The sequence below is a fragment of the Streptomyces albus subsp. albus genome (assembly GCF_000725885.1).
GTDB lineage: Bacteria > Actinomycetota > Actinomycetes > Streptomycetales > Streptomycetaceae > Streptomyces > Streptomyces albus.
Genome location: NZ_JODR01000019.1, coordinates 36,535 through 61,738 on the forward strand (window position 1 = coordinate 36,535; position 25,204 = coordinate 61,738).

Here is a 25,204-nt window from a genome sequence, read left to right on the forward strand (position 1 = left end):
CGGGTCCGGGTCCGGGGATAGGTCCGGGCCCGGGGGCAGGTCCGGTTCCGGGGGCAGGTCCGGGTCCGAATGCGGGTTCGGGTGCCCGGAGTCACCGGGGCTGCCGGGGTTTTTGGGAGTGCTGGGTCTTCTGGGGGTGTCGTGGGTCATTTCCCGATCAATCTCCGATCCCCCTTGCGGCAGGGGTCGTCGCGTGTCACCATCTTAACGCGACAGCCGTCGCGGTAACAGGCCGCCGGTTGTCCGTCCGAGTCAGTCGAGCCGCGCCCGCCGCGGCACGGAAGAGGAGTCGCCGATGCTCATCCGAAGCGTTCACCCGGTTCTGCGGTCCGTCGAGGCCGCCTCACCCTCGATCGCTTTGGAGAGCACGCATGCCTACGCAGCTGACGGCTTCGGCCGTCTCGAAGTCGTACGACGGTCGGACGGTTCTGGACGGGGTGAGCTGCGCGCTCTCCGCCGGTGAGCGCGCCGGAATCGTCGGGGAGAACGGTTCGGGGAAGACCACGCTGCTCCGCCTGTTCGCGGGGCAGGAGAAACCCGACCAGGGAGAGATCGTCGTGCACGCCGAGGGCGGCGTGGGGCATCTCCCCCAAGAAGAAGCGCTGCCGCACGCGTCGACCGTCCAGGAGATCATCGACGGCGCGATGAGGGAGCTGCGCGCCATGGAGCGGCGACTGCGCGAGCTGGAAGCCGCCATGTCCGCGGGCGACGAGTCGGTGCTGCGGGAGTACGGGGAACTGCTGACCGTCTTCGAGCTGCGCGGCGGCTACGAGGCGGAGTCCCGTGTCGAGCGCGCGCTGTACGGGCTCGGGCTGGGCGTGGTGCCCCGGGACCGCGCGGTGGGCGGGCTCTCGGGCGGTGAGCGGGTACGGCTCCGGCTGGCCGCGCTGCTCGCGGCGAGCCCCGAAGTGCTGCTGCTGGACGAGCCGACCAACCACCTGGACGACGCCGCGCTGCGCTGGCTGGAGGAACATCTGCGCGCCCGGCGCGGTACGACGGTGGTCGTCTCGCACGACCGCGTCTTCCTGGAGCGTGTCACCACCACCTTGCTGGAAGTGGACGCCGACCGCCGCACGGTGGTGCGGTACGGCAACGGATACGCGGGCTATCTGGCGGAGAAGGCCGCCGCGCGCCGCCGCTGGGCGGAGGCGCACGAGCGCTGGCGCGCCGAGGCCGACCGCCTGCGGGAGACGGCGGCCACCACCGCCCGCAGGGTCGCCCCCGGCAGGGGGATGAAAGACGGCAACAAGATGGCGTACGACCGCGCGGGTGGCCGGGTCCAGCAGTCCCTCGCCAGCCGGGTCCGCAATGCGGAGGAACGGCTGCGCCGGCTGCTTGCCGAACCGGTGCCGCCACCACCCGAGCCGCTGCGCTTCACCGGGGCCCCGACCGGTTCGGGGATGCGTGGGACGGTCCTGGAAGCCGAGGACATCAGCGTCGGCGGAAGGCTGGGCCGCACCGGTCTCACCCTCACGGCAGGGCAGCGCCTGCTGGTGACGGGGGCGAACGGCGCGGGCAAGAGCACCCTGCTCCACATCCTGGCCGGCGCGCTGGAACCGGACACCGGCCGGGTGGTGCGCCGGGGGCGGGTGGGACATCTCCCCCAGGAGCCGAAGTTCGCGGTGCGCGAGGGCACGACCCTGCTGGAGGCGTTCGCGGCAGGCAGGCCGGGGCCCCTGGAGCAGCACGCGGAACGGCTGATGTCGCTCGGCCTGTTCGCGGCCGACCGGCTGGAGACGCCGGTGGGCAGGCTTTCCACCGGCCAACGGCAGCGGCTGGCACTGGCCCGGCTGGTGACCGAGCCCGCCGACGTCCTGCTGCTGGACGAGCCGACGAACCATCTGTCGCCCGCTCTGGCGGAAGAGCTGGAGAGGGCCCTGGAGCAGTACGACGGCGCGCTGGTCGTCGTCAGCCACGACCGCCGACTGCGGCAGCGCTGGCGCGGGGCACACCTCGCGCTGACGGAAGGACCGTGTCCGCTCCTCGCGGGGGCGGCCGAAGAGAGGAGCCGCCCGTGACCGCGCAGCAGCCCTTCGCGGAGTGTGCCGCCGGCCCGAGCACCGCCGTGACCACGGTGGCCGCCTTCGGCGCCGATGCGGGCCCCTACGACGTGGTGACCGGACCCGACGGTGCCCTGTGGGTCACGCTCGTGGCTGCCGGAGCCGTCGCCCGTGTCAGCCCGGACGGCGAGGTGAGGATGCACGGCCTGGACGTGTCCGGCTGCGGGCCCACCGTCATCACCCCCGGCCCGGACGGCGCCCTGTGGTTCGCCCGTACCCACGACCACCGCATCGGCCGGATGACCACGGACGGAGTCGCGGAGTCCTTCGCCTTGCCGACGCCCGAGTGCGCCCCGTTCGGTATCGCCGCGGGCGCCGACGGTGCCCTGTGGTTCACCGAGACCACCGGTAACCGCATCGGCCGCCTCACCACCGACGGTGAGATCACCGAGTTCCCGCTGCCGGTGAGCGGAGCGTTCCCCTCGGCGCTGGTGGCCGGGCCGGACGACGCCCTGTGGTGCACGCTCAACCAGGCGGACGCGCTCTGCCGGATCGCCCTGGACGGTGAGATCACCGTGCACCGGTTGCCGACCGAGGGCGCCGCCCCCGTGGGGCTGGTCCGCGGCCCGGGCGAGGACGGCCGGGACGAGTTGTGGTTCGTGGAGATCGGCGCCGGACAACTGGGCCGGATCAGCACCGAGGGCCGGGTGGTCGAGTATCCGCTGCCCGACCGTGCCGCCCGCCCGCATGCGGTGGCGGTGACCCCGGACGGCACCTGCTGGGTCACCGAGTGGGCGGCCGGACGTGTCACGGCCCGTGCTCCCTCCGGCCGGTTCACCGCGTATCCCCTGCCGCACGCCGAGGCGGAGCCGCACGGGCTCACGGTGGGGCCCGACGGCGCGGTGTATGTCGCTCTGGAGGCCGGGGAGGTGGTCCGCGTCAGCCCCTCGCCGTCGGAGAACTGAGCGCGCCGGCCCGGAAAAGGCACGACGACGCCGCGGCCGGGCTCAGCCCCAGCCGTCAGCCCCAGCCGTCAGCCCGGGCCGTCAGCCCGGGCCGGCTCACCCCGGGTCGGCCCGGGGTGCGGGACCGCGGCGGAATCGGCTGGCTGAGCGAGAAACGGAAAGCGAGGATACGGGTATGGCTCGATCGTTCGATGACCTCGTGGCCGAGGCGGCTTCCGTTTCCGTGGACGGCTGGGACTTCTCCTGGCTGGAGGGCCGTGCCACCGAGGAGCGCCCCTCCTGGGGCTACCAGCGGTTGATGAGTGCCCGACTCGCCACCGTGTCCTCCGCACTCGATGTGCAGACCGGTGGCGGGGAGGTCCTCGCGGAGGCGGAGAAGCTGCCACCGGCGATGGCGGCCACGGAGGCGTGGCCGCCCAACGTGGCCAAGGCGACCGCGTTGCTGCGTCCACGCGGGGTGATCGTCGTCGCGGACGGGGACGAGCCGCCGCTGCCGTTCGCCGACAACGCCTTCGAGCTGGTGACCAGCCGCCATCCGGTGCGGGCCTGGTGGTCGGAGATCGCCCGGGTGCTGGAGCCGGGCGGCAGCTATCTGGCGCAGCATGTCGGCCCGGCGTCGGTGTTCGAACTGGTGGAGTTCTTCCTCGGACCGCAGCCGGAGGCCAGGCGACGGCGGCGCCCCGAGGACGAGCGCGCCGAGGCGGAGGCGGCCGGACTGGAGGTGGTGGATCTGCGCGCGGAGCGACTCCGTATGGAGTTCTTCGACGTCGGGGCCGTCGTCTACTTCCTGCGCAAGGTGATCTGGATGGTGCCCGGTTTCACGGTGGAGCGGTACCGCGACCGGCTGCGGGACCTCCACGAACGGATCGAGACGGACGGCCCGTTCGTCGCCCACTCGGCCCGCTTCCTCATAGAGGCCCGCAAACCGATCTGACCCGCCCGCCACTCGGCCCCCTCGGCCCCCGGCGGAAGGGCCGAACGGAATGGTGGCGCACCATCGGCGGGCCGCCCGCGTGCCGCCACCCGGCCGGGCGTGGCGCCCTGCGGGGCACGCCCCGGTGCTGGGCACCAGCCCACGTGCCGCCGACCCGGTGCGCCACCGGGCACGCCCGCCCCCCCCCAGTGCTGATCACACCAGCCGGCAGCGCCAGCAGGGGCTCCACCAGAGGAAGGTGCCGGCAGGGGGTCGTCAGTTCTCGCCGAAGAGGTCCAGCAGGGACCGTTTTTCGAACATGCGGGCCGTCTCGACGGCGGACGGGGTGCCGGCGCGGGGGTCGGCGCCGGCCTCGACGAGGATGCGGGCGATCTCCTCCTCACCCTTGAAGACCGCGCCCGCGAGGGGCGTCTGGCCCCGGTCGTTGGGGCGGTTGGGGTCGGCGCCGTGCGCCAGGAGGGTGCGGACGGTTTCCGGGTGGCCGTGGTAGGCCGCCAGCATCACCAGGGTGTCGCCCTTGTCGTTGGTGAGGTTGGCGGGGACGCCGGCGCCGACGTATGCGGCGACGGTGTCGGTGTCGCCGTGCCGGGCCAGGTCGAACACCTTCTGCGCCAGCTCCAGGACCTCCGGGTCGTGTGCGGGCTCGTCACTCTCGGGGGTGGGTGCGTCGGTCATGGCCACCAGCGTACGGATGGTGGTCAGAACGCGGCGCGGACCTCGCCGACGCGTCGGCCGCCGCCGAGCACGGGCGTGGTGGCGATCCGTTCGAGGACATCGGCGCTCACTCCCATGTGGGCGGACAGGGCGCGGGCCGCCACCGGGCCCAGTGCCCGTGAGGCGCCGTCCTCCACCTTAAAGGCGAGGGCGTGGCCGTCCGGCAGGGCGATGGCCTGTACGGCCTCGGCGCCCATCTTGCTGACGGCCCCGGGTATGTCCCGCATCAGCCAGGTGTCGTGGCGCCGGGTGCCGCCCACGTACTCGGGGTGGGCGCGCATCGCCGCGGCGACCTGTCCTTCGGGGGAGTCGGGCGCGGCCAGGGCGAGGGCGCGGAAGCCGCGGGCGAGTCCGGTGAGGGAGACGGCCATCAGCGGGGCACCGCAGCCGTCCACACCGGTGTGGGCCACGGGGTCGCCGGTGGCCTCTTCCAGGGTGGCGCGGACGCGCTGTTGCAGCGGGTGCGCGGGGTCGAGATAGCTGTCCAGCGGCCAGTCGTTGGCCCGGCAGGCGGCCAGCATCGCGGCGTGCTTGCCGGAGCAGTCCATGGCCAGCGGGGAGCGGGTGCGACCGGCGGCGAGATAGGACTCGGCCTCTTCCGGGTCGAGCGGCAGTGCGGCGGGGCACTGCAGGTGTGACTCGTCCAACCCGTGTTCGGCGAGCATCGTGCGCACCAGGTCGAGGTGGAACCGTTCGCCGGAGTGGCTCGCCGCGGCGAGGGCCAGTCGTTCACCGCTCAACCGGACGCCGCTGCGGAGTACGGCGGATGCCTGGAAGGGCTTGTTCGCGGAGCGGGGGAAGACGGGGGCTTCCGGGTCGCCCAGCGCGAAGGTGACGCTGCCGTCCGCCGCCAGCACCACCAGTGAGCCCCGGTGCCGCCCCTCGGTGAAGCCGGACCTGACGACCTCGGCGAGCACGGGGAGTATGTCGGGCATCTCGGACCTTCCGGTGATGTACGGCGTACCACGCTTCGAACAAGTGACCCTTCACGGTAACCGGACCTGCGGAACCGTAAAGCGGACACCCCCCGCACCGTCCGCCGCCGGGTCAGGGCAGCAGATCGTCCACCTGGGCCTCGCCCTCCCGGTAGCGCCGGGCGATTTCCGTGCTGCATCCGTCGGCGGTCCGCTGGAGCGACTGGCGGCGGCGGGAGACCTGTTGCTCGTAGCGGACCAGACTTCCCATCGCCGTCTGGAGCTCGCCGTCGGTCCGTGCCTCCAGGTCGCTCAGCCCGACTTCGGCGAGCATTTTCTCCGCCAGCGCCCGGTACTCCCCGCCGCGCGGTGCGGCGAGAGTCACATGACGCGCGGAGCGGTGGCCGGCCGGAGCGTCGGCGAGGATCTGCGGCAGCCGGTCGAGCAGTGGCGAGCCCGCCGAGCTGCGCCGGGCCAGTTCCGCCCGGAGGATGTCGATACGTCCTTGGAGGAGTCTGCGCACATAGCTGAGGTCCGCCTCGTCCTGCTGGGCCGTGCGCCGCAAGGCCCGCAGCTCCGGCAGGCTCAGTGTGTGCAGGTCCGGCTGGCCGTCCTCCGGCGGCAGCACCTCCCCCGTCTCCCCGTCCGCGGCAGCCTCCCCGGCCCGGGGCTGCTGCGGCATCCGAGCCCGGCCCGCTCCGGTTGTGCTCATGGGCTGTGTCCCCTCATCCCCATCGCGCGGTAGCTCGCGCTCTTTGCTGAACGCACCGCGTGTGGGCATCGTGCCACTCCGTGGCCCCCGCTCGCACCGCCTGCGCCCCGTGGGACAGCCGCGCGTCGGGGGTCGGGCCGGCACGGCATGATGGGCGGCATGCGAGCTGTGGTGCAGAGGGTGGACGGCGCGAGCGTCACCGTGGACGGCCGGACCGTTGGTCGGATAGTCGGCGAGGGCTTGTGCGTGCTGGTCGGAGTGACGCACGACGACACGAAGGAGAAGGCAGCGCAGCTCGCGCGGAAATTGTGGTCCGTGCGGATCCTGCACGGTGAGAAGTCGTGTTCGGACACCGGGGCGCCACTGCTCGTGATCAGCCAGTTCACTCTCTACGGTGACGCGCGGAAGGGGCGGCGTCCCACGTGGAACGGGGCCGCGCCGGGCGAGGTCGCGGAGCCGCTGGTCGACGAAGTCGTCGCGCGGTTGCGGGAGATGGGCGCGGAGGTCGCCACCGGCGAGTTCGGCGCCGACATGAAGGTGTCGTTGACGAACGACGGCCCCTTCACGGTCCTGCTGGAGGTGTGAGGGGGCACGCGCCGGCCTCCTCCGCCGTCCCGGCACGGCGGGCGACCCGGTACGGGGACGGCCCCGGCCTGACCCGTCCCGACGGACGTGGTCGTCTCCGTCCCGACGGACGTGGTCGTCTCCGTCCCGACGGACGTGGCCCGTTCCCGTACCGGCCCGAGCTCGACGGACGGCCCGTCCCCGCCCGAGCCCGGCGAAGGCGTCGCCGCAAGGGGCAACCGCTCCAAGGCGCGCAGCCGCTCCAAGGCGCGCGCAACCGCCCCAGAGGCCAACCGCCTCACGACGTGACCGCTCCCAGGGCCAGCCGTCCCCAGGGCCAGCCGTCCCAGGGCCAGCCCCAAGGGACAACCGTCTCAGGGGGCGACGACCACTTCCTGTGCTGCCGCCGTCGCGTCGGGGCCGACGATGAGTTCCGCCTCCGGGTCGACGTTCCGCTTGACCAGGGCGAGGGCGATCGGGCCCAGCTCGTGGTGGCGGGCGGAGGTGGTGATGAAACCGATCTGCCGTCCTTCCAGACCCTGGGCGGCCAGCCGGACCGCGTCGCCGTGCACCGGCAGCCGCACTTCGCTGCCGTCCAAGTGCAGGAAGACCAGCCGGCGCGGCGGTTTCCCCAGGTTGTGGACACGGGCGACGGTCTCCTGCCCCCGGTAGCAGCCCTTGTCGAGGTGCACCGCGGACCCGATCCAGCCGACCTCGTGCGGGATCGTGCGGTGGTCGGTCTCCATGCCCAGGCGGGGCCGCCGGGCCTCGACGCGCAGCGCCTCGTGGGCGAGGACGCCGATGGCCGGGCCGTGGGAGGCGGCGAAGGCGCTCAGTTCGGCGCGCGGCAGGAAAAGGTCACGTCCGTGTGCGGTCTCGCGTACGGCGCGGACGCTGCCGGGGATCTCGGCGATGGAGCCGGCGGGCAGGTGGACGACGGCGACCTCGTCGGTCAGGTCGGCGATCTCCACCCGGTAGAAGAACCGCATGCTCTCCAGGTAGGCGATCAGCTCGCCCTGCTTGCCGGGCTCGGTGTGCATCCACACCGTCGTCCCGTCGTCCACGAGCTGGAGTGCCTGTTCGATGTGCCCGTTGGCGGAGAGGATCAGCGCCTCGGTGGCCTGCTGGGGCGGCAACTGCTCGACGTGCTGGGTGAGCAGCAGGTGGAGCCAGGAGAGCCGGTCAGCGCCGGAGACGGTGACCACGCCGCGGTGCGACAGATCCACGAATCCGGTGCCGTCGGCGAGGGCACGCTGCTCCTTGAACAGATCGCCGTAGTGGGCGGCGACACCTTCGTCGGGGGCTTCGGCGGCGACGGCGCCCGGCAGCGTGAGCAGGGGACTGGGAGCGGGAGCGGAGCTGTCGCTCGGGCTGCTGGAGGACATACGGCCAGCCTACGACGGCCGGTCCGCGCCCTCACGGTTCCCGTCGCCCCGAGGCCCTTCGTTCCCGTCGCCCCAGGTTTCTCGGGCCCGTCGTCTCAGGACTCGTGCCCGTCGCCCCGGGACGCTCCCCGGGCCCCTTCGGGCTCGTCGTCTCAAGACTCGTGCCCGTCGCCCCGGGGGCCGCCCTTTCCACCCTGGTCCGCCCCGGTGGCCTTGGCCTCGCAGTCGGCGCAGCGGCCGAAGATCGCGAAGTGCTTCATGTCCGTCTCGAAACCGAAGCGCTCACGCAGGGTGGCGGTGAAGGGTTCGGCCACGGACAGGTCGGCCTCGATCACGTCCGTGCAGTCCCGGCACACCAGGTGCATGTGGTGGTGCCGGTCGGCCAGGTGGTAGGTGGGGGCGCCGTGGCCGAGGTGGGCGTGGGAGACGAGTCCCAGCTCCTCCAGGAGCTCCAGCGTGCGGTAGACCGTCGAGATGTTGACGCTGCCGGCCGTACGCCGGACCTCGGCGAGGATGTCGTCCGGGGTGGAGTGCTCCAGCTTGTCCACGGCCTCCAGCACGAGCTGGCGCTGCGGAGTGAGCCGGTATCCGCGCGCTCGGAGATCGCTCTGCCAGTCGGTGGTAGCCACGCGTCCAGTGTAGAAGCGGCGCGGGCCCGGGTGCCCCCGTGGCACCCGGACCCGCTGTTCCGGAAGGAGGAAGGGATCAGTTCTGGCCGCTCTTCCTCCGCTTGGCCAGGACGAGGGCGGCGCCGCCGAGCACCACGAGGGCGCCGGCTCCGCCGATCAGCTGCGGGGTGTGGGAGCCGCCACCGGTCTGGGCGAGGCTGCCGTCACCGCCCGTACCGCCGCCCTTGTCCGAACCGCCCGCGGGTGCCGGTGTGTTGGCCGGCGAGGAGTCGTCCCCCGGCGTGGCGGAAGGCTTGCTGGAGGGCTTGTCGGTGGGCTTCTCGGAAGGCTTGGACGTCGGCTTCCCGGACGGCTTGCCGGTGGGCTTGTCCGTGGGGTCGTCGGTGGGCTTGTCCGTGGGCTTGTCGGTCGGCTTCGGCTTGGTGGCGTCGACGCTGTAGGTCTGGGTGACGGTGTTGTTGCTGGTGTCCGGGTCGGTCTTGATGCCCTTGATCTCGGCACGCAGCGTCTGCTTCTTGCCGGAGAGGCTGGCCGGCAGGTCCATCTTCTCCAGCTCGTCGCCGTTGGCGGCCAGTTCGGCCTCGATGACGACCTTCTCGGCGTTCCAGGACTTCACGGTGCCCTTGTCGACCTTGGGCTTGGCGGTGAACTTCACGTTCTTGACCGCGGTCACCGTGACGGTGGCCGTGTCGGCCTCGGGGCCGTGGTTGCCGAACGTGCCGCCGATGCCGTCGCCGAGGACCTTGCCGGTGTTCTTGTCGTAGACGATCCCCGACGTCAGGCCGACGGTCATCTCGGCGCCGCTCTCGTACGCGAATGCGCCTGCCGCGGTGGCCACCTGGGTGGTTGCCAGTCCGCCGAGGAGCGCGAGGCCGACGGCGGCGGAGGTGATGCGTGAACGATTCACTGAAAGAGCCTTTTCCCCGTTGGGACGGCCGGGAGCGGCGGTGCCGCCGCGTCTCGGAACGCGTCGCGGGCGACGCCGGTTCCGTCCGTGCCGCTGAATGTTTACGCCATTCTTATCACTCACGGCTGCGCATTAGCTCCGCTGCGCTGAGTCACAAAACGGCCCGGTAGCGTCTACGACCCCGCTGTGACCTGCGAGTTCGTTGCGCTTACCGGGCCGGTGAGCGAAGGAGCCGCCCGTTCCGCCGGAGCGGCTATGCCGGAGCTTTCACATTCGTGACACCACTGAGACGCCTGGTTCCGTACGCACACACGCACACACGTACGGAAGCGGACGGGGGGCGGGAAGGGGGAGGGAAACGGGCCGCGTACGGCCTCCGTCAGGCGGACCGGAGGCTTGCCGACAGGGGGCCGTCAGCAGAAGACCGCCGACAGAGGCCTGTCGGCGGACTTCGGGCTTCGGACTGCGGGCTTCGGACTGCGTCAGCGGAAGAAGGCGATGCCGTCGTCCGGGAGGTCCACGACGTCCTTCGCCCACTCCTTGGGGTCGACCACCTTCTTCAGGTGCGCCGACATGTAGGGCCGCAGCGGCACCTGCGGGGTGGCCTTCTCGCCGACCCACATCAGGTCGCCCTTCACATAGCCGTAGAGCCGCTTGGCGCCGCTGTACTCGCCGGCCGCGGCCGTCCGCGCCACCGCGTCGGTCGCCAGGTCGATCTGCGGCTTCTGGTCGGCCAGCTCGCCGTACCAGACCTCGGCGATCCCCTGGTCCCGGATCATGACGACCTCGACCTTGCGGTCCTTGTCGATCCGCCAGTAGCCCGTCTCGGTCTCCAGCGGGCGGACCTTCTTGCCCTCCGCGTCCAGCTCCCAGGAGTGCGAGACGTACTCCAGGAAGTCACGGCCGTCGTGGGTGAAGGTGACCTCCTGCCCGAAGTTGCACTTGTCCTGGCCCTCGAACTCTGCGACGCCGGCGCCCGCCCAGTTGCCCAGCAGGAAGGCGAGGGGGACGAGGTCGGGGTGCAGGTCGGACGGAATCTCGATCATGATGTGCTCTGTCGGTCGGTGGCGGCCCGCGGCAGCGGCGGTCGGGCGCTCAGCGCTGGCCCTGGTACAGCTTCTTGAAGGTCAGCCCGGCGAACGCCACGGTGCCGACGCAGACCAGGACCATCAGGGCGGTGAAGAATGCCTCAAGCACGGGGCGGCTCTCCTTGGCGCGGTGTTCTCTTACCCGGCCGAGTCTAGTCGGCGGCCGGTGGGGCGGCCTGCGGAGGGGCCGCTCAGTAGACGAGGGCCTGCACGTCCTCCGCCATGATCTCGCTGACGAAGACCTGGGCGCCCGCGATCCGGACCCCCTCGATCAGGTCCTTCTCCTCGATGCCGCGGCGGGCCGCGCACTGGGTGCACAGCGTGATGCTGCCGCCGCCCGCCTGGATCGCCGCGATCAGATCCGGCAGGGGCGCCGCGTGCGGCAGCGTGAACTCCGCGGCGCGGCCGGGGAGGGCGAACCAGGACGATTCCCCGGTCAGCCAGAGGCTCACCTCCGTGCCGCTGGCGGCGGCCACGGACGCCACGGTGAACGCCTGCGAGCACCGCTCGGGGGCGTCCGCGCCCGCGGTGACCTTGACGACGAGCTTGCTGCGACGGCTCATACGGCTCAGCCTACGGTTCGCCGCCGGCCACCCGGGTGCGGGGCGGGCGTGCGCCGGGGACGCACTCCTGCCCCGCACCCCGGGCCGGGGTCACACCGCGATGGTGACCTCGGCGAGGCCGCCCTGCTGGGCCACCACCGTGCGGTCGGCGGTGCCGCCGGGCACCAGGGCCCGGACGGTCCAGGTGCCCTCCGCCGCGTAGAAGCGGAACTGGCCGGTGGCGGAGGTGGGCACCTCCGCGGTGAACTCCCCGGTGGAGTCGAGCAGCCGTACGTACCCGGTCACGGGTTCCCCGTCACGGGTGACGCTGCCCTGGATGGTCGTCTCGCCCGGCTTGATCGTGGCGGCGTCCGGGCCGCCTGCCTGTGCTCCGCACATGGTGTCTCTCCTGGTGGTTCTCGGGGCGGGTGGTCAGGTGGTCAGTTGGAGCCCAGCTCGACCGGGACGCCGACGAGGGAGCCGTACTCGGTCCAGGAGCCGTCGTAGTTCTTGACGTTCTCCTGGCCCAGCAGCTCGTGCAGGACGAACCAGGTGTGGGCGGAGCGCTCGCCGATGCGGCAGTAGGCGATGGTGTCCTTGCCCAGGTCGACGCCCTCGCCCTGGTACAGCTCCGTCAGCTCCTCGTCGGACTTGAAGGTGCCGTCGTCGTTGGCCGACTTCGACCAGGGGATGTTGCGCGCGGTCGGCACGTGGCCGGGGCGCTGCGACTGCTCCTGCGGCAGGTGCGCGGGGGCCAGCAGCTTGCCGCTGAACTCGTCGGGGGAGCGCACGTCCACCAGGTTCTTGGTGCCGATCGCGTCGACGACCTCGTCGCGGAAGGCGCGGATGGAGGTGTCCTGCGGCTTGGCCTTGTACTCGGTGGCCGGGCGCTCGGGGACCTCGGCGACCAGGTCGCGGGAGTCCAGCTCCCACTTCTTGCGGCCACCGTCGAGGAGGCGGACGTCCTGGTGGCCGTAGAGCTTGAAGTACCAGTAGGCGTAGGCGGCGAACCAGTTGTTGTTGCCGCCGTAGAGGACGACGGTGTCGTCGTTGGCGATGCCCTTGGCGGACAGCAGCTTCTCGAAGCCCTCCTGGTCGACGAAGTCGCGCCGGACCGGGTCCTGGAGGTCCTGCTTCCAGTCGATGCGGATGGCGTTCTTGATGTGGTTCTTGTCGTAGGCGGAGGTGTCCTCGTCCACCTCGACGATCACCACCTTCGGGTCGTCGATGTGGGCCTCGACCCAGTCGGCGTCGACGAGGACGTCGTTGCGGCTCATGCTGTCTCTCCTCATGGGTGGGTGGATGCGGCGGGGAGGGGCGAACAGGGGTACGCGTACGCGTCGACGCGGTGGTGCGGATCGACGCGGACCACGGGTCGGGTGCACCACGCGGAATGCGGCCGGGGAGGCGGCGGGCAAGGGCGAGGGTGCGCGGGCGGGCGTACGCGAGGGCGGGCTGCCGCGCCGCCGGACGGTGCGCTGCGGAGCGCCGGCACGCTGGTGGGCGCCGGTTGCCGAGGCACGGGCGGAACGCGTCAGCGGGAGCCGCGACAGAGCATGGCGGCGATGCGGCACAGGTCCACTGCCCGGCGCTTCGTGAGGTCCGCCTGTCGCTTCATGGGCCCGATCGTAAGGACGACGGGCGGGCCGTGTCACCGCCGATCCGGATGGCGAGACGAAGACGTCCGTGATGTGGGATCAAAGAGCTTGCGGCGCGGGGCGGCACCCGCCGCCTCCCGCCGCGTTCGGTCCGGGACGGCTGCGCGCGCCTCGTGCCGTCTCGTATCGCGGAACCCGCTGCCCGGGTGCCGGGCGTCTGCACCTTGTCGTGCGGGCGGCCCCGCATGCCCTGCCCGGAAAGGAGGGGGTCAGCCGGCCAGGTGGACGTCGGAGCCTTCCATGGAGATGTCCACGCCGTCCTTGTCGGCGCTCACCCCGGTCAGCTTGATGCCCTGGGGCAGCTTGTCGATCGTGCGGTCGAAGTCCGTCTTCTTGCGGATGGCGCCCTCGATGCCGGGGATCTTGTCGCCCGGTATCTCGTCGGCCCGCAGCCGCACGGTGTTGCCCTCGCCGACGCTGACCGTACTGTAGACGCTGCGCTCCACGGTGCCCAGCACGGGGAGCACCACACTGCCGGTGACCTTCACCTGGGCCTTGCCGGAGGCGTTCTTGCCCCCGTACTCGACGCGCACGCCGTCGTCCGCCGCCTCGGACAGGTCCGCGTACGACAGGTGCACGGTGCCGGTGGCCCGGTCGGCGACGGCCGAGCTGTAGTCGCCGGACAGCTTGACGTCCTCGGCCTCCAGGGTGATCTTGCTCAGCCGTACCCGGCGGTCCCCCGCCGTCGCGGTGACGCCTTCCACCTCGGCGGTGACCTTGTCGAGGTCCTTTCCGGCCACCTGGGTCAGGAAGGGGAAGCCGTCGATGGACACCGACGGCTCGCCGGCCGAGGTGGAGCCCAGTTCGCCCTTGAGCTTCTTGGCCACCTCGTCCTCGGCGAGGTTGACGGCGATCCGGTCGGCTGCCACGAACAGCCCGGCGAGAACCACCAGGATCACCACCACCGTGCGTAGTGCGCGCATCGCGTCCGTTCCCCCATGAGTCGGCTGGCTAGCGGCGAGCGTAACGCGACGGCCGGGGTTTCCGGGTGGCGCGAGACCCCCGGCCGTCTCCGTACGACTCATCTCACAGCAGTACGTTCCCCAGGATGTGGAGCGCGGGGGTGGCCAGTGTGAGGGGGAGTGCGACCCCCGCCGTCATATGGACGAAACGGGACGGCCAGTCGTAGCTGGCCACCCGCAGCCCGACCAGTGCGCACACCCCGACGCCGGCGCCGAGCAGCGCCGCGTCGAGGTTCTCCACCCCGTTGAGCTGGGCCGCTCCCACGGCGGCACCGGCCGCGGCGGCGAGCGCGATCAGCAGCGAGAGCACCGCGGGCAGCGGTACGGCACGCAGCAGCGCCGCCCCGGCGACGGCGGCGGCCCCCAGCGTGACCGCCTCCGGCTCGGCGGGGATCACCCCGGCGGCGAGCACCGTCAGCCCGGTGGCGGCGAATCCGGCGGTGACCGCGTACAGGCGTTCGTCCGGGCTGGAGTTGTTGCGCAACTGCAGCACAAGGGACAGCACGCACCAGACGCCGGCGGCGCCGATCAGCACCGTGGGAGTGCTCCCCGGGCCGTCGGTCAGCAGCAGTCCGGCGTCCGCCGACAGTCCCGCGACGAACGCGAGCGCGATGCCCTGCCGGGCGGGCCACATCCCGTTGAGGCGGTACCAGCCCGCCGCGGTCAGCGCCTGGAGCAGCACCACGGCGGCGGTCAGCGCGCCCTGCCCCAGCGGTGCGGTGGCCGCCAGCAGTGCGGCCAGCACCGTTGTGACGCCCGCCGAGGGGAAGCCCGGCGGGATGATCGGCGACCCGGTACGCGGCCGTGCCCCGCGGGACGTGGCCGCCGCGGGGGCGGCGGTTCCCGGGGTGCCGGCGGCGGGGGCCGCCGCCCCGGCCGGTGCTGCGGGGGCTGCCGCCGTTGCGACACCGCCCGGAGCGGCCTGCGGATGGGGTTGGGACTGCGGATGGGGCTGAGCCTGGGGGGCTTGGGGTTGTGCCTGTGCCTGTGGGTGGCCCTGTGCTTGGGGGTGCGGCTGCGGCGCGTACGGGGTCGCGTGCGGCTGTGGTGGTGGCTGCTGGTGGGGGTGCGCGTGGGGTTGGGCGTACGGCTGGGGTTGCGGCTGGGAGCCTGCGGGCGGGTGCGGCGCGGGGTGCGGCTGGGGCTGGGGCATCGGCTGTGACCGGGGGTGGTGTTCGGGTGGGAGGGGGCCGGCGGCACCGGGGTGGGCGTACGGCTGTGGCTGGTGCGGTGGCTGGGGCTGCGCCGTCTGCTGGGGCTGGGGCTGTGCCATGTGCTGCGGCTGCGGCTGCGGCTGGGGGGCGGGGCCCGGGAGGGGGCCGGGGCCGTGCGAGGGTCCCGGCGCCGGCTGCCCGTACTGCTCCGGGGCGTACGGCTGCGGGGAGCCGGGCGGGCCAGCGGAGTCGGTGACCCGGGTGACCTCGTACGTCACCTCGTACATCGCGTCGTACGACGACCCGTACTGCGGCTCGTACTGCGACTGGTGGTGGGGCTGGTGGTGGGGCTGGGACTCGTCCTGGGGCGCGTACTGCTGACCCTGCGGGGCTCCGGACGCGGGCGGTGTCCAGGCGGGCTGTGGTTCCGACTGGTACGGGGGGAGCGGCCGGCCGTGGGCGTCCCCGCCGTACGGGTGGGGCGGCTGCTGCGCCTGGTGCGGGTCGTGATCCTGGTGCGGGGTGCGGTCGGTCATCGGGCGCCGCCCGCGAAGGGGGGCAGCACCTCGACCGTGCCGCCCTCGCTGAGGGAGACGGTCTCGTGGGCGCGGGTCCCGACGGGGTTGCCGTCGACCAGGAAGGAGCAGCGCAGCAGGACGCGCGCGAACTCGGGCTGCCCGGTGTGCGTCTCCCGGGCGTGCCGGAGCGCGTCGGCGAGCGTGCCGGCGTCGTACGGCTCCTCTGCCGTGCCTGCCGCGGCCTTCGCCGCCGCCCAGTAGCGGATCGTGCCGCTGGCCATGGTGGGTCCCTCTCAGCCGTCCGTGCCGTCGGTGCTGCCGACGGCGCCGACCGTGCCGCCCGAACTGTCCGTACTGTCCGGGAGGGTGGCGCCGTCCGTGCCGTCCGCCGCGACTGTGCCGTCGCGGCTCCCATGATGGGGCCTCGCGGCGGGCGCGTGCAGCCAGGTGGCCGCCCAGTCGCCGATCCGGTGCAGCAGTGACGGCGCGGCGGCCTTCTCGGCGTGGCCGAAACCGGGCACCAGCCACAGGGTGGTGCGGGCCGGGTCGGCGGCTTCGGCGAGGGAGAGCGGGTGGTCCAGGGGGAAGTAGGGGTCCTGGTCGCCGTGGACGAGCAGCAGCGGCACCGGGGAGATCAGCGGAGCGGCGGCGACGGGGGAGAGGGGTACCTGTTCCCAGTCGCGGTGGTGGACGCGGGTGCGCAGCCCGTACCGGGAGACCAGCCGGCCCACCGGGTGCTGGACGGCCCAGTGCAGCCGTCGCATGGGGGCGGTGCCCCGGTAGTACCAGCGCGCGGGCGCACTCACGGCCACCACTGCGTCGGCGTGCGCTGCGGCGTCCGCCGTGGGACTGCCCACCGGCCGCGCGACCGTGCGCCCCTCGTGCACCATTGGCTCGCCATTCGACGGAGCGTGACCGTCTGCGGGGCCGGCCGCCGCGTCGCGGAAGAGGGCGCCGTGCCGCAGGACGACCGAACCGCCCATCGAGAAACCGACCGTCGCCACCCGGCGGTACCCGAGGGAACGCGCCCAGGCCACCGCCGCCGCCAGGTCCAGCACCTCGCGGTCGCCGACCGTCGAACGCCCGCCGGAGCGGCCGTGACCGCGGAAGGAGAAGGTCACGACCGCCGCGTGCGCCGCGAGGACGCCCGCGGCGCGGCGTACCGCGGGCCGGTCGAGCGAGCCGGTGAAACCGTGCGCCAGCACGATCACCCCCGCGTCGGGCGCGGGGGCGGCGGACGTCGTACGGGGGAGGTGTTCCGCCTCGATCCGGACACCGTCCGCCGTCCGCAGCCGCGTCCGTACCTGGCCCACGTGGTCACGCTCCGTCATGATCCGTTCGAGGAGGGCGAGCGATGTCACATGCCGCTCCGTCATTCCTGCGGGTATTCTGCTGGGCAAGCAGGATCCGGGCAGCGTCGCCCCCGGATCCTTTTGTGCTTTCTGGGGGCCGGGCCGGGACCGAGGCCGCGGCCCAGCCCTCGGGCAGTGCCGTACGAAGCAGTGCCGCCACATTCCCCCGGGCGACGGCCCGGGTGGCGCCCGGGCGCAGGGCGCCAGGAGGGAACTTCGACGTCATGGGCAAGCGAATGCAGAGCCGAGACCGGAACCGAGGCCGTTCGAAAGCGCACCATCCACGTCCGCCCCAGCCCCCGATCCACCCCCTCGTACAGCGGGAGGGGGCCCGCGCATGAGTTCGCTGCTTCTCCTCACCAACGCTCTTCAGCCCTCCTCGGAGGTGCTGCCCGCCCTGGGCCTGCTGCTGCACAACGTGCGGGTCGCCCCCGCCGAGGGCCCGGCACTGGTGGACGCCCCGTCCGCCGATGTGATCCTGGTCGACGGCCGGCGTGATCTGCCGCAGGTGCGCTCCCTGTGCCAGCTGCTGCGCTCCACCGGGCCGGGCTGTCCCCTGCTGCTGATCGTCACGGAGGGCGGGCTCGCCGCCGTCACCGCGGAGTGGGGCGTGGACGACGTCCTCCTCGACACGGCGGGCCCCGCCGAGGTCGAGGCCCGGCTGCGGCTGGCCACCGGGCGGCGGCAGATCGCCGCCGACGACAGCCCGCTGGAGATCCGCAACGGCGATCTGTCGGTGGACGAGGCCACCTACAGCGCCAAGCTCAAGGGCCGGGTGCTGGATCTGACCTTCAAGGAGTTCGAGCTGCTCAAGTTCCTGGCGCAGCACCCGGGCCGGGTCTTCACACGCGCCCAGCTGCTCCAGGAGGTGTGGGGCTACGACTACTTCGGCGGGACCCGCACGGTGGACGTCCACGTGCGGCGGCTGCGCGCCAAGCTGGGCCCCGAGCACGAGGCCCTGATCGGGACGGTCCGCAACGTGGGGTACCGCTTCGTCTCGTCCGAGAAGACGGAGGCGCCCGCCGAGCCGGGCGGGTCCGTCGCGGACGAGGCCGAGCGCGTGGCGCGGGCGGCGGCGAACTCCCCGTCCGGCCGGCGTCCGTCCACGGGCGGCGACTGACGGCCCCGCCGTCCCGCGGCGGCCCCTCGCCCCCGTGAGGCCCCCGCCCCGCGTGGCCCCCGTCCCGGTGCGGGCCGCGCGCGGCGAGGGTCCCGGCGCGGTGCCGGAGATCCGGTGCCGCGCCGGGGCGGAAGGCCGCTCATCCCGCGTAGACTCTGGCCCGTGGCCAAGGTGACGCGGGACGACGTGGCGAGAATGGCGGGAACCTCGACGGCCGTCGTCAGCTATGTGATCAACAACGGTCCCCGGCCGGTCGCCCCGGCCACGCGGGAGCGGGTGCTCGCCGCGATCAAGGAGCTGGGGTACCGCCCGGACCGCGTGGCTCAGGCGATGGCCTCCCGGCGTACGGACCTGATAGGGCTGGTCGTCCCCGACGCCCGCCAGCCGTTCTTCGCGGAGATGGCCCACGCGGTCGAACGCGTGGCCGCCGAGCGCGGGAAGATGGTGCTCGTCGGCAACTCCGACTACCTGGACGAGCGCGAGGTCCACTACCTGCGCGCCTTCCTGGGGATGCGCGTCTCCGGACTCATCCTCATCAGCGCCGGTCTGAGCGAGCACGCGGCCACGGAGATCGACGCCTGGGACGCGCGCGTCGTACTGATGCACCGGCGGCCCGAGGCCATCGACGACGTGGCCGTGGTCCTCGACGACGTGGGCGGCGCCCAGCTCGCCACCCGGCACCTGCTGGAGCACGGTCACGAGTACGTGGCCTGCCTCGGCGGCGTCGAGGAGACCCCCAAGCACGGCGACCCCGTCACCGACCACATCGAGGGCTGGGCCCGCGCCATGCGGGAGGCCGGCAAGTCCACCGAGGGCCGGCTCTTCCAGTCCCCGTACAACAGGTACGACACCTACCGGGTCGCCCTCGGCCTGCTGGCGCGGCCCGACCGGCCCACCGCGCTGTTCTGCGCCACCGACGACCAGGCCATCGGCGTCCTGCGCGCCGCCCGCGAACTCGACATCGACGTGCCGGGCGAGCTGGCCGTCGTCGGCTTCGACGACGTGAAGGAGGCGGGGCTGACCGACCCGCCGCTGACCACGGTCGGCTCCGACCGCGAGGCGATGGCCACGGCCGCCGTCGAACTGGTGCTGGACGACACCGTCCGCATCCCCGGCACCCGTGCCGCGGGGGTGCCCGGCGGCAAGGGGCGGGTACGCCAGTTCCCCTCCGGCCTGGTGATCCGCCGCTCCTGCGGCTGCGGGCCCGCGTAAGCCTGCTGCTCCTGCGCAAGCCTGCTGCTCCTGCGTATGGCTGCGGTCCCGCGCCGCGCTGGCCCGCGTGCGGCCATGGCCCCGCGCAGGATCGCGGTCCCGCGCATGTGCGGGCGGCCACGACTTTCGGGGATTCCTCAGCCCGCCCTCAGACTGCTCTCATCTTGCGGGAGCACGCTCAGGGGCATGGAGAGCTACGACAGGCAGTCCCCGCAGATCCCGCAGGCCCAGCAGGTCCCCGAGCAGCCCTCGCAGACCTCGCGGCTCCCGCAGCAGCCCCGGACCGAGTCCCGGTCCGGGATCGGGTCCCAGCCCCGGACCGAGCCCCAGCCCGGGACCGGCCCCCAGCCCCAGGTGCCCCCGCCGGCACCGCAGGGCGCCGGCGTTCCCCCGCAGGCCGGCGGCGTGCCGCCGCAAGGGACGGGCGTGCCGCCGCAGGGTGCCGTGCCGCCGCCGCCCGCCACGCCCCCGTACGCGGCCTTCCCCGACGGGTCGCGGTCGCCGGGCCGGCGGCGTCGGATGCGCGGGCCCGCCGCGCTGGTGACGGCCGCCGCCGTGGCCGCCGCCGTCGTCGGGGGCGGCACCGCGTTCGGGCTGGAGGCCCTGCTGGGCGGCCACGGCAGCAGCAGTGCCTCCGCGCCGGCCGCGAGCGGCACCAACGCCTCCGCCTCCGGGACGGTGGCCGGGGTGGTGGACGCCGTCAAGGACAGCGTGGTCGAGATCAAGGCCGACACCGGCTCGGGCCAGTCCACCGGCTCCGGCGTGGTCATCACCAAGGACGGCCAGATACTCACCAACAACCACGTCGTCTCCGGCGCCGACACCGTGCGGGTCACCTTCGAGGGCGGCAAGACGGCGCGGGCCCGTGTCGTGGGCACCGACGCCGACAAGGACCTCGCGCTCCTCAAGGCGGAAGGGGTCAGCGGGCTGCGGCCCGCCGCGCTCGGCGACTCCGACGCGGTCGGCGTGGGCGACCAGGTGGTGGCCATCGGCTCCCCGCAGGGCCTGTCCGGCACCGTCACCAGCGGCATCGTCTCCGCCAAGAACCGCGAGGTGAAGGTCCCCAAGGAGGACGGCGGGCAGGAGCCGGAGCAGGACCAGGGCGGGGGCGGGCTCGGCGGCGGGTGGCCGTTCGAGTTCGACGGCGGCCAGTACAACGGGGGCGTGCAGGGGGAGACGACCACCTACAAGGCGATCCAGACGGACGCCTCCCTCAACCCGGGCAACTCCGGCGGCCCGCTGTTCAACATGTCCGGCCAGGTCATCGGCATCAACTCCGCGATCCTGCCGGCGGGTTCCGGGCAGGGGCAGGCGTCGCAGTCGGACGCCGGCAGCGTCGGCCTCGGCTTCGCGATCCCCGTCAACGACGTCAAGAAGGACCTCGACGCCCTGCGTGACGGGACGGCATGATCCCGAGACCCCTGCGCCGCCCGTTCCGAAGCTCCCCCGCACCCCCCGCACCTTCCTCTGCGCCCCCGCCCGGTGCGGCACCGGCCCCGACGGGCGGGGACGGGCGCCCGGCCGGGACCGGGGGTGCCAAGCTGGAGGACATGCCCGACACCGCATCCGCCGCAGCCCCGGCCGAGGCACCGACCGTCCTCGTCGTGGACGACGAGCCCGCCGTACGGGACGCGCTGCGCCGCAGTCTCAGCTTCGAGGGGTACGACACGCTGCTGGCCGCCGACGGCGCCGAGGCGCTGGAGGCGGTCGAACGGCACCGGCCCGACCTCGTCGTCCTCGACGTGCTGATGCCCCGGATGGACGGACTGACCGCCGCCCGCCGGCTGCGGGCCGCGGGCAAGCACCTGCCGATCCTCATGCTCACCGCCCGCGACACCGTCGGCGACCGCGTCAGCGGCCTGGACGCGGGCGCCGACGACTACCTCGTCAAACCGTTCGAGCTGGACGAACTCCTCGCCCGCGTCCGCGCCCTGCTGCGGCGCAGCTCCTACGCGCGCGAACAGGCCCGCGCGGAGGCCGAGGAGGAGCCGGAGGTCCTCGCCTTCGCCGACCTGCGGATGGACCTGCGCACCCGCGAGGTGACCCGGGGCGGGCGGCCCGTGGAACTCACCAGGACCGAGTACACGCTGCTGGAGATGTTCCTCGCCCACCCCCGCCAGGTGCTCACCCGGGAACAGATCCTCAAGACCGTCTGGGGCTTCGACTTCGAACCCTCCTCCAACTCGCTGGACGTGTACGTGATGTATCTGCGCCGCAAGACCGAGGCCGGCGGCGAACCCCGCCTGGTGCACACGGTGCGCGGCGTCGGCTACGTCCTGCGGGACGAGGCATGACGCCGCACACCCCAGGGACGGCGCCCGGCCCGGCCGCCCCCCGCACCTGGTGGTACCGGCTGCGCCGCGAAGGAGCGCGTGCCGTCTCGATGCCGCTGCGCGGGCGCCTCGCCCTGCTGGCCGCGCTCACCGTCGCGCTGGCGGTCGCCGCCTGCGCCACGGCCTGCTGGTTCCTGGTACGGGCCCAGCTGCTCGACTCCCTCGACGACTCGCTGCGGGCCACCTCCGTCACGCCCAGCACCGTGGTGGACAGCGTCCGTTCGGGCCAGTGCACGCCGCCCGACCAGCCCGCGCCCAACCCGTTCGGCGCCACCGTGCAGGTCGTGGACCCCAACGGCGGCAGCTGCGTGATCGTCGGCAGCAAGCTGGACGTGACGCCGGCCGACGTCCACGTCGCCGAGCGCAGCCGCGCCCAGGCCCTGCACACCGCGCGGGCCGGCGACGGCACCGAGTACCGGGTGCGCACCACGCAGGTGCCCGGCACCGGGCTCGCCGTCTCCCTCGCCCGGCCCATGACGGAGCTGCGCGACTCGCTGGGCAACCTCGCCCTGGTCCTCACCCTGGTCGGCGGGGCCGGGGTGCTCGGCGCGGCCGGTGCGGGCGTCGCACTGGCCCGCGCCGGACTGCGGCCCGTGGACCGGCTCACCGAGGCCGTCGAACACATCGCCCGCACCGAGGACCTGGCCGTCCGCATCCCCGCCGAGGGCGACGACGAGATCGCCCGGCTCTCCCGCTCGTTCAACGCCATGACCGAGGCCCTCGCCTCCTCGCGCGCCCTCCAGCAGCAGCTCATCGCCGACGCCGGCCACGAACTGCGCACCCCCCTCACCTCGCTGCGCACCAACATCGATCTGCTGGTACGCAGCGAGGAGACCGGACGGGCACTCCCCGAGGAGGACCGCAGGGAGCTGATGGCCTCCGTCCAGGCACAGATGACCGAACTCGCCGACCTCATCGGCGACCTCCAGGAGCTCTCCCGCCCGCACGACGCACCCGGCGACGCCGGGCAGGGCGTTTCCGGTGACCCGGCGCGCACCGGCATCGTCGCGCTGCACGAGATCGTCGAGCACGCCCTCGAACGCGTCCGCCCGCGCGGCCCGGGACTCAGCCTCACCAGCGCACTCGACCCCTGGTACGTGCGGGGCGAGGCGGCGGCCCTGGAACGGTCGGTGGTCAATCTGCTCGACAACGCCGTCAAGTTCAGCCCCGAGGGCGGCACCGTGCACACCGCCCTGCACGACGGGGTGCTGACCGTGCGGGACGAGGGGCCGGGCGTGCCCGAGCACGAAGTCCCCCACGTCTTCGACCGCTTCTGGCGCTCCCCCTCCGCCCGCAGCCTGCCCGGTTCCGGCCTCGGGCTGTCCATCGTGGCCCGCACCGTGCGGCAGTGCGGCGGCCAGGTCATGCTGCGCCGCCCGGCGGACGGCGGCCCGGGAACCGAGGCCGAGGTGCGGCTGCCCGGCGCCCCCACACCGCCCCCCGCCGCACCCCACACGTGAGCCCGCGCGGTCGCGGACCGGCCCCGCGGGCGCCGGCCGCCGTAGGGTCGGGGCCATGAGTGACGTGGAAGTCGTGGCCGAGGTACCCGCCGACGTCGTACCCGCGGTCCACAAGCTGATCGAGGAAGCAGCCCGGCAGGACGGCCAGCCCGCCGTCTCCGAACAAGGCAGACTCCATCTGGGCGGCGGCCCCCGCGAAGGGGTGCGGCACCTGCTGCTGCGTGCCGGGGACGGAACCCTCGCCGGCTACGCGCAGCTGGAGGACACCGACCCCGTGGAGGCCCCCGCGGCCGAGCTCGTCGTCGCGCCCGACCACCGCGGCCGGGGCCACGGCAGGCGGCTGGGACAGGTACTGCTCGACCGGTCGGGGCGGCGGCTGCGGGTGTGGGCGCACGGCGGGCACCCCGCCGCGCGGCACCTCGCCCAGAGCCTGGGCCTCACCCTCTTCCGCGAGCTGCGGCAGATGCGCAGGCCGCTCGCCGGCTGGGACCAGCCCGAACCGGTGCTGCCGCCCGGTGTGACCGTCCGCACGTTCCGGCCCGGCGAGGACGACGCGGCGTGGCTGGAACTCAACGCCGCCGCCTTCGCCCACCACCCCGAGCAGGGCGGACTCACCCAGCGGGACCTCGACGACCGCAAGGCGGCCGACTGGTTCGATCCGGCGGGCTTCTTCCTCGCCGAGCGGGACGGCCGGCTCGTCGGCTTCCACTGGACCAAGGTCCACGCCGCCGAAGGGCTCGGCGAGGTGTACGTGCTCGGTGTCGCCCCCGGCGAGCAGGGCGGGGGCCTGGGCAAGGCCCTCACCACCATCGGGCTGCGGCATCTGGCGCGGGATCGGGAGATGCCGACCGCGATGCTCTACGTGGACGCGGACAACGCCGCCGCCGTGCGCGTCTACGAGCACCTCGGCTTCAGCACGTACGAGACCGACCTGATGTACCGCACCGAGACCTGAGAGCGCCTGCCGCGGGTTCCGGCGCACCGGAGCGCCGGTCAGGGGGCCCGCTCCCTTCCCGGCGGGGCGCGCGGCCGGCTGCGAGCCGGTCGCCGTCCCGCCATCCCGCCGTCCCGCCGTCCCGCCGTCCCGCCGTCCCGCCGTCTCGCCGTCTCGCCGTCTCGCCGTCTCGCCGTCTCGCCGTCTCGCCGTCTCGCCGTCTCGCCGTCTCGCCGTCCCGCCGTTCCGCCGTTCCGCCGTTCCGCCGGCCTGCGGGTCCGCCGGCCTGCGGGTCCGCCGGCCTGCGGGCCCGCCGGCCCGGGGCGGCGTCCGCAGGCCGCAACGGCAGTCGGCCTCCCGGCCCGGGGCGCGTGGCGGCGTCCGCGGTCGGCAACGGCAGCCGTGCGGCCGGGTCCGGTTCCTGGGCCGGGCCCGGAGCTGGAACTTGGAGACCGGTGCCAGGAACCCGGGGCCCGGCGTCCGGTGCCCGAAACCCGGGGCCCGGCGCCGGCAGCCCGAAAGTCGGAGCCCGAAGGTCGGGGCCCGGGGCCGGGAGCCGGGGGCCCGGACTCCCGGGCCCCGGACTCCTGGGCCTCGGCGCCCGGGAAGAGAATGCCGCATGGAAATCACTCAGACGCGTCTGCTGGTGTCCGACTTCCCCGCCGTGTACCGCTTCTACCGGGACGTGCTCGGGCTCACGCCCCAGTTCGAGGCCGAGACCGGCCCGTACGCCAAGTTCAGCCCCGACACCGGAAACGCCGCGGTCGCGTTGCAGGACCGGGCACAGATGGCGGGCGTGCTGGAGCAGTTGAGGGCGCAGCCGCAGGGACACCGCGCCCTGGTGGTGCTGCGGGTGGACGACCTGGAGGCCACCCACGCCGAGCTGACCGCGCGCGGGGCGGAGTTCACCCGCGACCCGGCCCCCATGGGGGAGCGGATGCGGGTCGCCTACCTGGCGGACCCGGAAGGAAACCTGATCGAGTTCCAGGAGTGGCTGGTCCCGCGCGGGCAGACGGGGGACGCGCGGGCATAGCGGGCCGGGCCGGCGACGTACCGGCGGGCCCGGCGGGGGACGCGCGGGCGTAACGGGCCGGGCCGGCGACGTACCGCCAGCCCGGCGGCGCACCCCGGAGGGCGGTGCCGCAGG

General features: G+C 73.5%; 25 protein-coding genes. 11 read left to right on the top strand and 14 right to left on the bottom strand.

What is annotated here, in order from left to right; all coding sequences use genetic code 11:
• The first annotated feature begins 371 nt into the window (after positions 1–371).
• The 3 genes from abc-f (at position 372) to IO40_RS0122435 (ending at position 3,899) form a co-directional block, all read left to right on the top strand.
• Positions 372–2,018, top strand: coding sequence for a ribosomal protection-like ABC-F family protein (gene abc-f, locus IO40_RS0122425; protein ID WP_031176009.1), 1,647 nt, complete (start codon positions 372–374; stop codon positions 2,016–2,018).
• A gap of 47 nt (positions 2,019–2,065) precedes the next feature.
• On the top strand, positions 2,066–2,965 hold the full coding sequence (locus IO40_RS0122430) for a Vgb family protein (protein WP_031176010.1): 900 nt from the start codon (positions 2,066–2,068) through the stop codon (positions 2,963–2,965).
• A 175-nt stretch (positions 2,966–3,140) separates the two neighbouring features.
• Complete coding sequence (locus tag IO40_RS0122435) at positions 3,141–3,899, top strand: class I SAM-dependent methyltransferase (protein WP_030407971.1); 759 nt, start codon at positions 3,141–3,143, stop codon at positions 3,897–3,899.
• A gap of 255 nt (positions 3,900–4,154) precedes the next feature.
• On the opposite strand, the gene IO40_RS0122440 is transcribed toward IO40_RS0122435, so the two are convergent.
• The 3 genes from IO40_RS0122440 to IO40_RS0122450 form a co-directional block, all read right to left on the bottom strand.
• Positions 4,155–4,574, bottom strand: a complete 420-nt coding sequence (locus IO40_RS0122440) for an ankyrin repeat domain-containing protein (protein WP_016472283.1) — start codon at positions 4,572–4,574, stop codon at positions 4,155–4,157.
• A 23-nt stretch (positions 4,575–4,597) separates the two neighbouring features.
• Positions 4,598–5,548, bottom strand: a complete 951-nt coding sequence (locus IO40_RS0122445) for an asparaginase (RefSeq protein WP_031029147.1) — start codon at positions 5,546–5,548, stop codon at positions 4,598–4,600.
• A gap of 112 nt (positions 5,549–5,660) precedes the next feature.
• Complete coding sequence (locus IO40_RS0122450) at positions 5,661–6,239, bottom strand: RsiG family protein (RefSeq protein WP_016472285.1); 579 nt, start codon at positions 6,237–6,239, stop codon at positions 5,661–5,663.
• A 159-nt stretch (positions 6,240–6,398) separates the two neighbouring features.
• Between IO40_RS0122450 and dtd the strand changes: the two genes are divergently transcribed.
• Positions 6,399–6,824 carry a D-aminoacyl-tRNA deacylase gene (gene dtd, locus IO40_RS0122455; RefSeq protein WP_030407969.1) on the top strand — a complete coding sequence of 142 codons (426 nt, stop codon included), beginning with the start codon at positions 6,399–6,401 and terminating at the stop codon, positions 6,822–6,824.
• Positions 6,825–7,177: 353 nt separating this feature from the next.
• On the opposite strand, the gene ygfZ is transcribed toward dtd, so the two are convergent.
• The 11 genes from ygfZ to IO40_RS0122520 all read right to left on the bottom strand — a co-directional run bounded on the left by ygfZ (position 7,178) and on the right by IO40_RS0122520 (position 17,007).
• Entirely contained in the window at positions 7,178–8,188 is a 1,011-nt protein-coding gene (ygfZ, locus tag IO40_RS0122465) for a CAF17-like 4Fe-4S cluster assembly/insertion protein YgfZ (RefSeq protein ID WP_041968944.1), read from the bottom strand.
• A 152-nt stretch (positions 8,189–8,340) separates the two neighbouring features.
• The gene (locus tag IO40_RS0122470; protein WP_016472288.1) at positions 8,341–8,817 is read right to left on the bottom strand and encodes a Fur family transcriptional regulator; all 477 of its coding nucleotides are present in this window, start codon (positions 8,815–8,817) and stop codon (positions 8,341–8,343) included.
• A gap of 76 nt (positions 8,818–8,893) precedes the next feature.
• A complete protein-coding gene (locus IO40_RS34945; RefSeq protein ID WP_031176012.1) occupies positions 8,894–9,724 on the bottom strand; it encodes an LAETG motif-containing sortase-dependent surface protein in 831 nt (276 codons plus the stop codon).
• A gap of 482 nt (positions 9,725–10,206) precedes the next feature.
• Entirely contained in the window at positions 10,207–10,770 is a 564-nt protein-coding gene (locus IO40_RS0122480; RefSeq protein WP_016472290.1) for a heme-binding beta-barrel domain-containing protein, read from the bottom strand.
• A 233-nt stretch (positions 10,771–11,003) separates the two neighbouring features.
• Positions 11,004–11,375 (bottom strand): DsrE family protein, encoded by a 372-nt coding sequence (locus IO40_RS0122490; protein WP_016472292.1) that lies wholly within the window; start codon positions 11,373–11,375, stop codon positions 11,004–11,006.
• 90 nt (positions 11,376–11,465) lie between these two features.
• Positions 11,466–11,753: a DUF1416 domain-containing protein gene (locus IO40_RS0122495; RefSeq protein WP_016472293.1), complete on the bottom strand. Its 288-nt coding sequence runs from the start codon at positions 11,751–11,753 to the stop codon at positions 11,466–11,468.
• 41 nt (positions 11,754–11,794) lie between these two features.
• The gene (locus IO40_RS0122500) at positions 11,795–12,631 is read right to left on the bottom strand and encodes a sulfurtransferase (RefSeq protein WP_031029133.1); all 837 of its coding nucleotides are present in this window, start codon (positions 12,629–12,631) and stop codon (positions 11,795–11,797) included.
• 590 nt (positions 12,632–13,221) lie between these two features.
• Positions 13,222–13,935 carry an LmeA family phospholipid-binding protein gene (locus tag IO40_RS0122505; protein ID WP_031176013.1) on the bottom strand — a complete coding sequence of 238 codons (714 nt, stop codon included), beginning with the start codon at positions 13,933–13,935 and terminating at the stop codon, positions 13,222–13,224.
• Between the two features lie 103 nt (positions 13,936–14,038).
• A complete protein-coding gene (locus IO40_RS37710) occupies positions 14,039–15,664 on the bottom strand; it encodes a hypothetical protein (RefSeq protein ID WP_176572830.1) in 1,626 nt (541 codons plus the stop codon).
• A complete protein-coding gene (locus tag IO40_RS0122515) occupies positions 15,661–15,927 on the bottom strand; it encodes a MoaD/ThiS family protein (protein ID WP_016472297.1) in 267 nt (88 codons plus the stop codon). The genes IO40_RS37710 and IO40_RS0122515 overlap by 4 nt, the downstream gene beginning before the upstream one ends.
• Before the next feature lie 12 nt (positions 15,928–15,939).
• Positions 15,940–17,007: an alpha/beta hydrolase family protein gene (locus IO40_RS0122520; RefSeq protein WP_016472298.1), complete on the bottom strand. Its 1,068-nt coding sequence runs from the start codon at positions 17,005–17,007 to the stop codon at positions 15,940–15,942.
• Positions 17,008–17,335: 328 nt separating this feature from the next.
• Between IO40_RS0122520 and IO40_RS0122525 the strand changes: the two genes are divergently transcribed.
• The 7 genes from IO40_RS0122525 (at position 17,336) to IO40_RS0122555 (ending at position 25,090) form a co-directional block, all read left to right on the top strand.
• Positions 17,336–18,118, top strand: coding sequence for a response regulator transcription factor (locus IO40_RS0122525; RefSeq protein WP_016472299.1), 783 nt, complete (start codon positions 17,336–17,338; stop codon positions 18,116–18,118).
• Between the two features lie 162 nt (positions 18,119–18,280).
• Complete coding sequence (locus IO40_RS0122530) at positions 18,281–19,330, top strand: LacI family DNA-binding transcriptional regulator (protein WP_031176017.1); 1,050 nt, start codon at positions 18,281–18,283, stop codon at positions 19,328–19,330.
• 186 nt (positions 19,331–19,516) lie between these two features.
• Entirely contained in the window at positions 19,517–20,740 is a 1,224-nt protein-coding gene (locus IO40_RS39485; RefSeq protein ID WP_031176018.1) for a S1C family serine protease, read from the top strand.
• Positions 20,741–20,880: 140 nt separating this feature from the next.
• Positions 20,881–21,624: a response regulator transcription factor gene (locus IO40_RS0122540; protein ID WP_030407959.1), complete on the top strand. Its 744-nt coding sequence runs from the start codon at positions 20,881–20,883 to the stop codon at positions 21,622–21,624.
• On the top strand, positions 21,621–23,123 hold the full coding sequence (locus IO40_RS0122545; protein WP_016472303.1) for a HAMP domain-containing sensor histidine kinase: 1,503 nt from the start codon (positions 21,621–21,623) through the stop codon (positions 23,121–23,123). The genes IO40_RS0122540 and IO40_RS0122545 overlap by 4 nt, the downstream gene beginning before the upstream one ends.
• A gap of 55 nt (positions 23,124–23,178) precedes the next feature.
• Complete coding sequence (gene mshD / locus IO40_RS0122550; protein ID WP_016472304.1) at positions 23,179–24,078, top strand: mycothiol synthase; 900 nt, start codon at positions 23,179–23,181, stop codon at positions 24,076–24,078.
• A 598-nt stretch (positions 24,079–24,676) separates the two neighbouring features.
• On the top strand, positions 24,677–25,090 hold the full coding sequence (locus tag IO40_RS0122555; protein WP_016472305.1) for a VOC family protein: 414 nt from the start codon (positions 24,677–24,679) through the stop codon (positions 25,088–25,090).
• Positions 25,091–25,204 lie beyond the last annotated feature (114 nt).

What these genes read in the sequence shown, in the direction of transcription:
- dtd (WP_030407969.1), top strand. Translation starts at nt 6,399, where the DNA reads ATGCGAGCTGTGGTGCAGAGGGTGGACGGCGCGAGCGTCACCGTGGAC.
- IO40_RS0122440 (WP_016472283.1), bottom strand. Translation starts at nt 4,574, where the DNA reads ATGACCGACGCACCCACCCCCGAGAGTGACGAGCCCGCACACGACCCG.
- abc-f (WP_031176009.1), top strand. Translation starts at nt 372, where the DNA reads ATGCCTACGCAGCTGACGGCTTCGGCCGTCTCGAAGTCGTACGACGGT.
- IO40_RS0122525 (WP_016472299.1), top strand. Translation starts at nt 17,336, where the DNA reads ATGAGTTCGCTGCTTCTCCTCACCAACGCTCTTCAGCCCTCCTCGGAG.
- IO40_RS0122505 (WP_031176013.1), bottom strand. Translation starts at nt 13,935, where the DNA reads ATGCGCGCACTACGCACGGTGGTGGTGATCCTGGTGGTTCTCGCCGGG.
- IO40_RS0122480 (WP_016472290.1), bottom strand. Translation starts at nt 10,770, where the DNA reads ATGATCGAGATTCCGTCCGACCTGCACCCCGACCTCGTCCCCCTCGCC.
- IO40_RS0122545 (WP_016472303.1), top strand. Translation starts at nt 21,621, where the DNA reads ATGACGCCGCACACCCCAGGGACGGCGCCCGGCCCGGCCGCCCCCCGC.
- IO40_RS0122500 (WP_031029133.1), bottom strand. Translation starts at nt 12,631, where the DNA reads ATGAGCCGCAACGACGTCCTCGTCGACGCCGACTGGGTCGAGGCCCAC.
- IO40_RS0122540 (WP_030407959.1), top strand. Translation starts at nt 20,881, where the DNA reads ATGCCCGACACCGCATCCGCCGCAGCCCCGGCCGAGGCACCGACCGTC.
- IO40_RS0122515 (WP_016472297.1), bottom strand. Translation starts at nt 15,927, where the DNA reads ATGGCCAGCGGCACGATCCGCTACTGGGCGGCGGCGAAGGCCGCGGCA.
- IO40_RS0122495 (WP_016472293.1), bottom strand. Translation starts at nt 11,753, where the DNA reads ATGTGCGGAGCACAGGCAGGCGGCCCGGACGCCGCCACGATCAAGCCG.
- mshD (WP_016472304.1), top strand. Translation starts at nt 23,179, where the DNA reads ATGAGTGACGTGGAAGTCGTGGCCGAGGTACCCGCCGACGTCGTACCC.
- ygfZ (WP_041968944.1), bottom strand. Translation starts at nt 8,188, where the DNA reads ATGTCCTCCAGCAGCCCGAGCGACAGCTCCGCTCCCGCTCCCAGTCCC.
- IO40_RS0122435 (WP_030407971.1), top strand. Translation starts at nt 3,141, where the DNA reads ATGGCTCGATCGTTCGATGACCTCGTGGCCGAGGCGGCTTCCGTTTCC.
- IO40_RS39485 (WP_031176018.1), top strand. Translation starts at nt 19,517, where the DNA reads ATGGAGAGCTACGACAGGCAGTCCCCGCAGATCCCGCAGGCCCAGCAG.
- IO40_RS0122445 (WP_031029147.1), bottom strand. Translation starts at nt 5,548, where the DNA reads ATGCCCGACATACTCCCCGTGCTCGCCGAGGTCGTCAGGTCCGGCTTC.
- IO40_RS0122450 (WP_016472285.1), bottom strand. Translation starts at nt 6,239, where the DNA reads ATGAGCACAACCGGAGCGGGCCGGGCTCGGATGCCGCAGCAGCCCCGG.
- IO40_RS0122555 (WP_016472305.1), top strand. Translation starts at nt 24,677, where the DNA reads ATGGAAATCACTCAGACGCGTCTGCTGGTGTCCGACTTCCCCGCCGTG.
- IO40_RS37710 (WP_176572830.1), bottom strand. Translation starts at nt 15,664, where the DNA reads ATGACCGACCGCACCCCGCACCAGGATCACGACCCGCACCAGGCGCAG.
- IO40_RS0122490 (WP_016472292.1), bottom strand. Translation starts at nt 11,375, where the DNA reads ATGAGCCGTCGCAGCAAGCTCGTCGTCAAGGTCACCGCGGGCGCGGAC.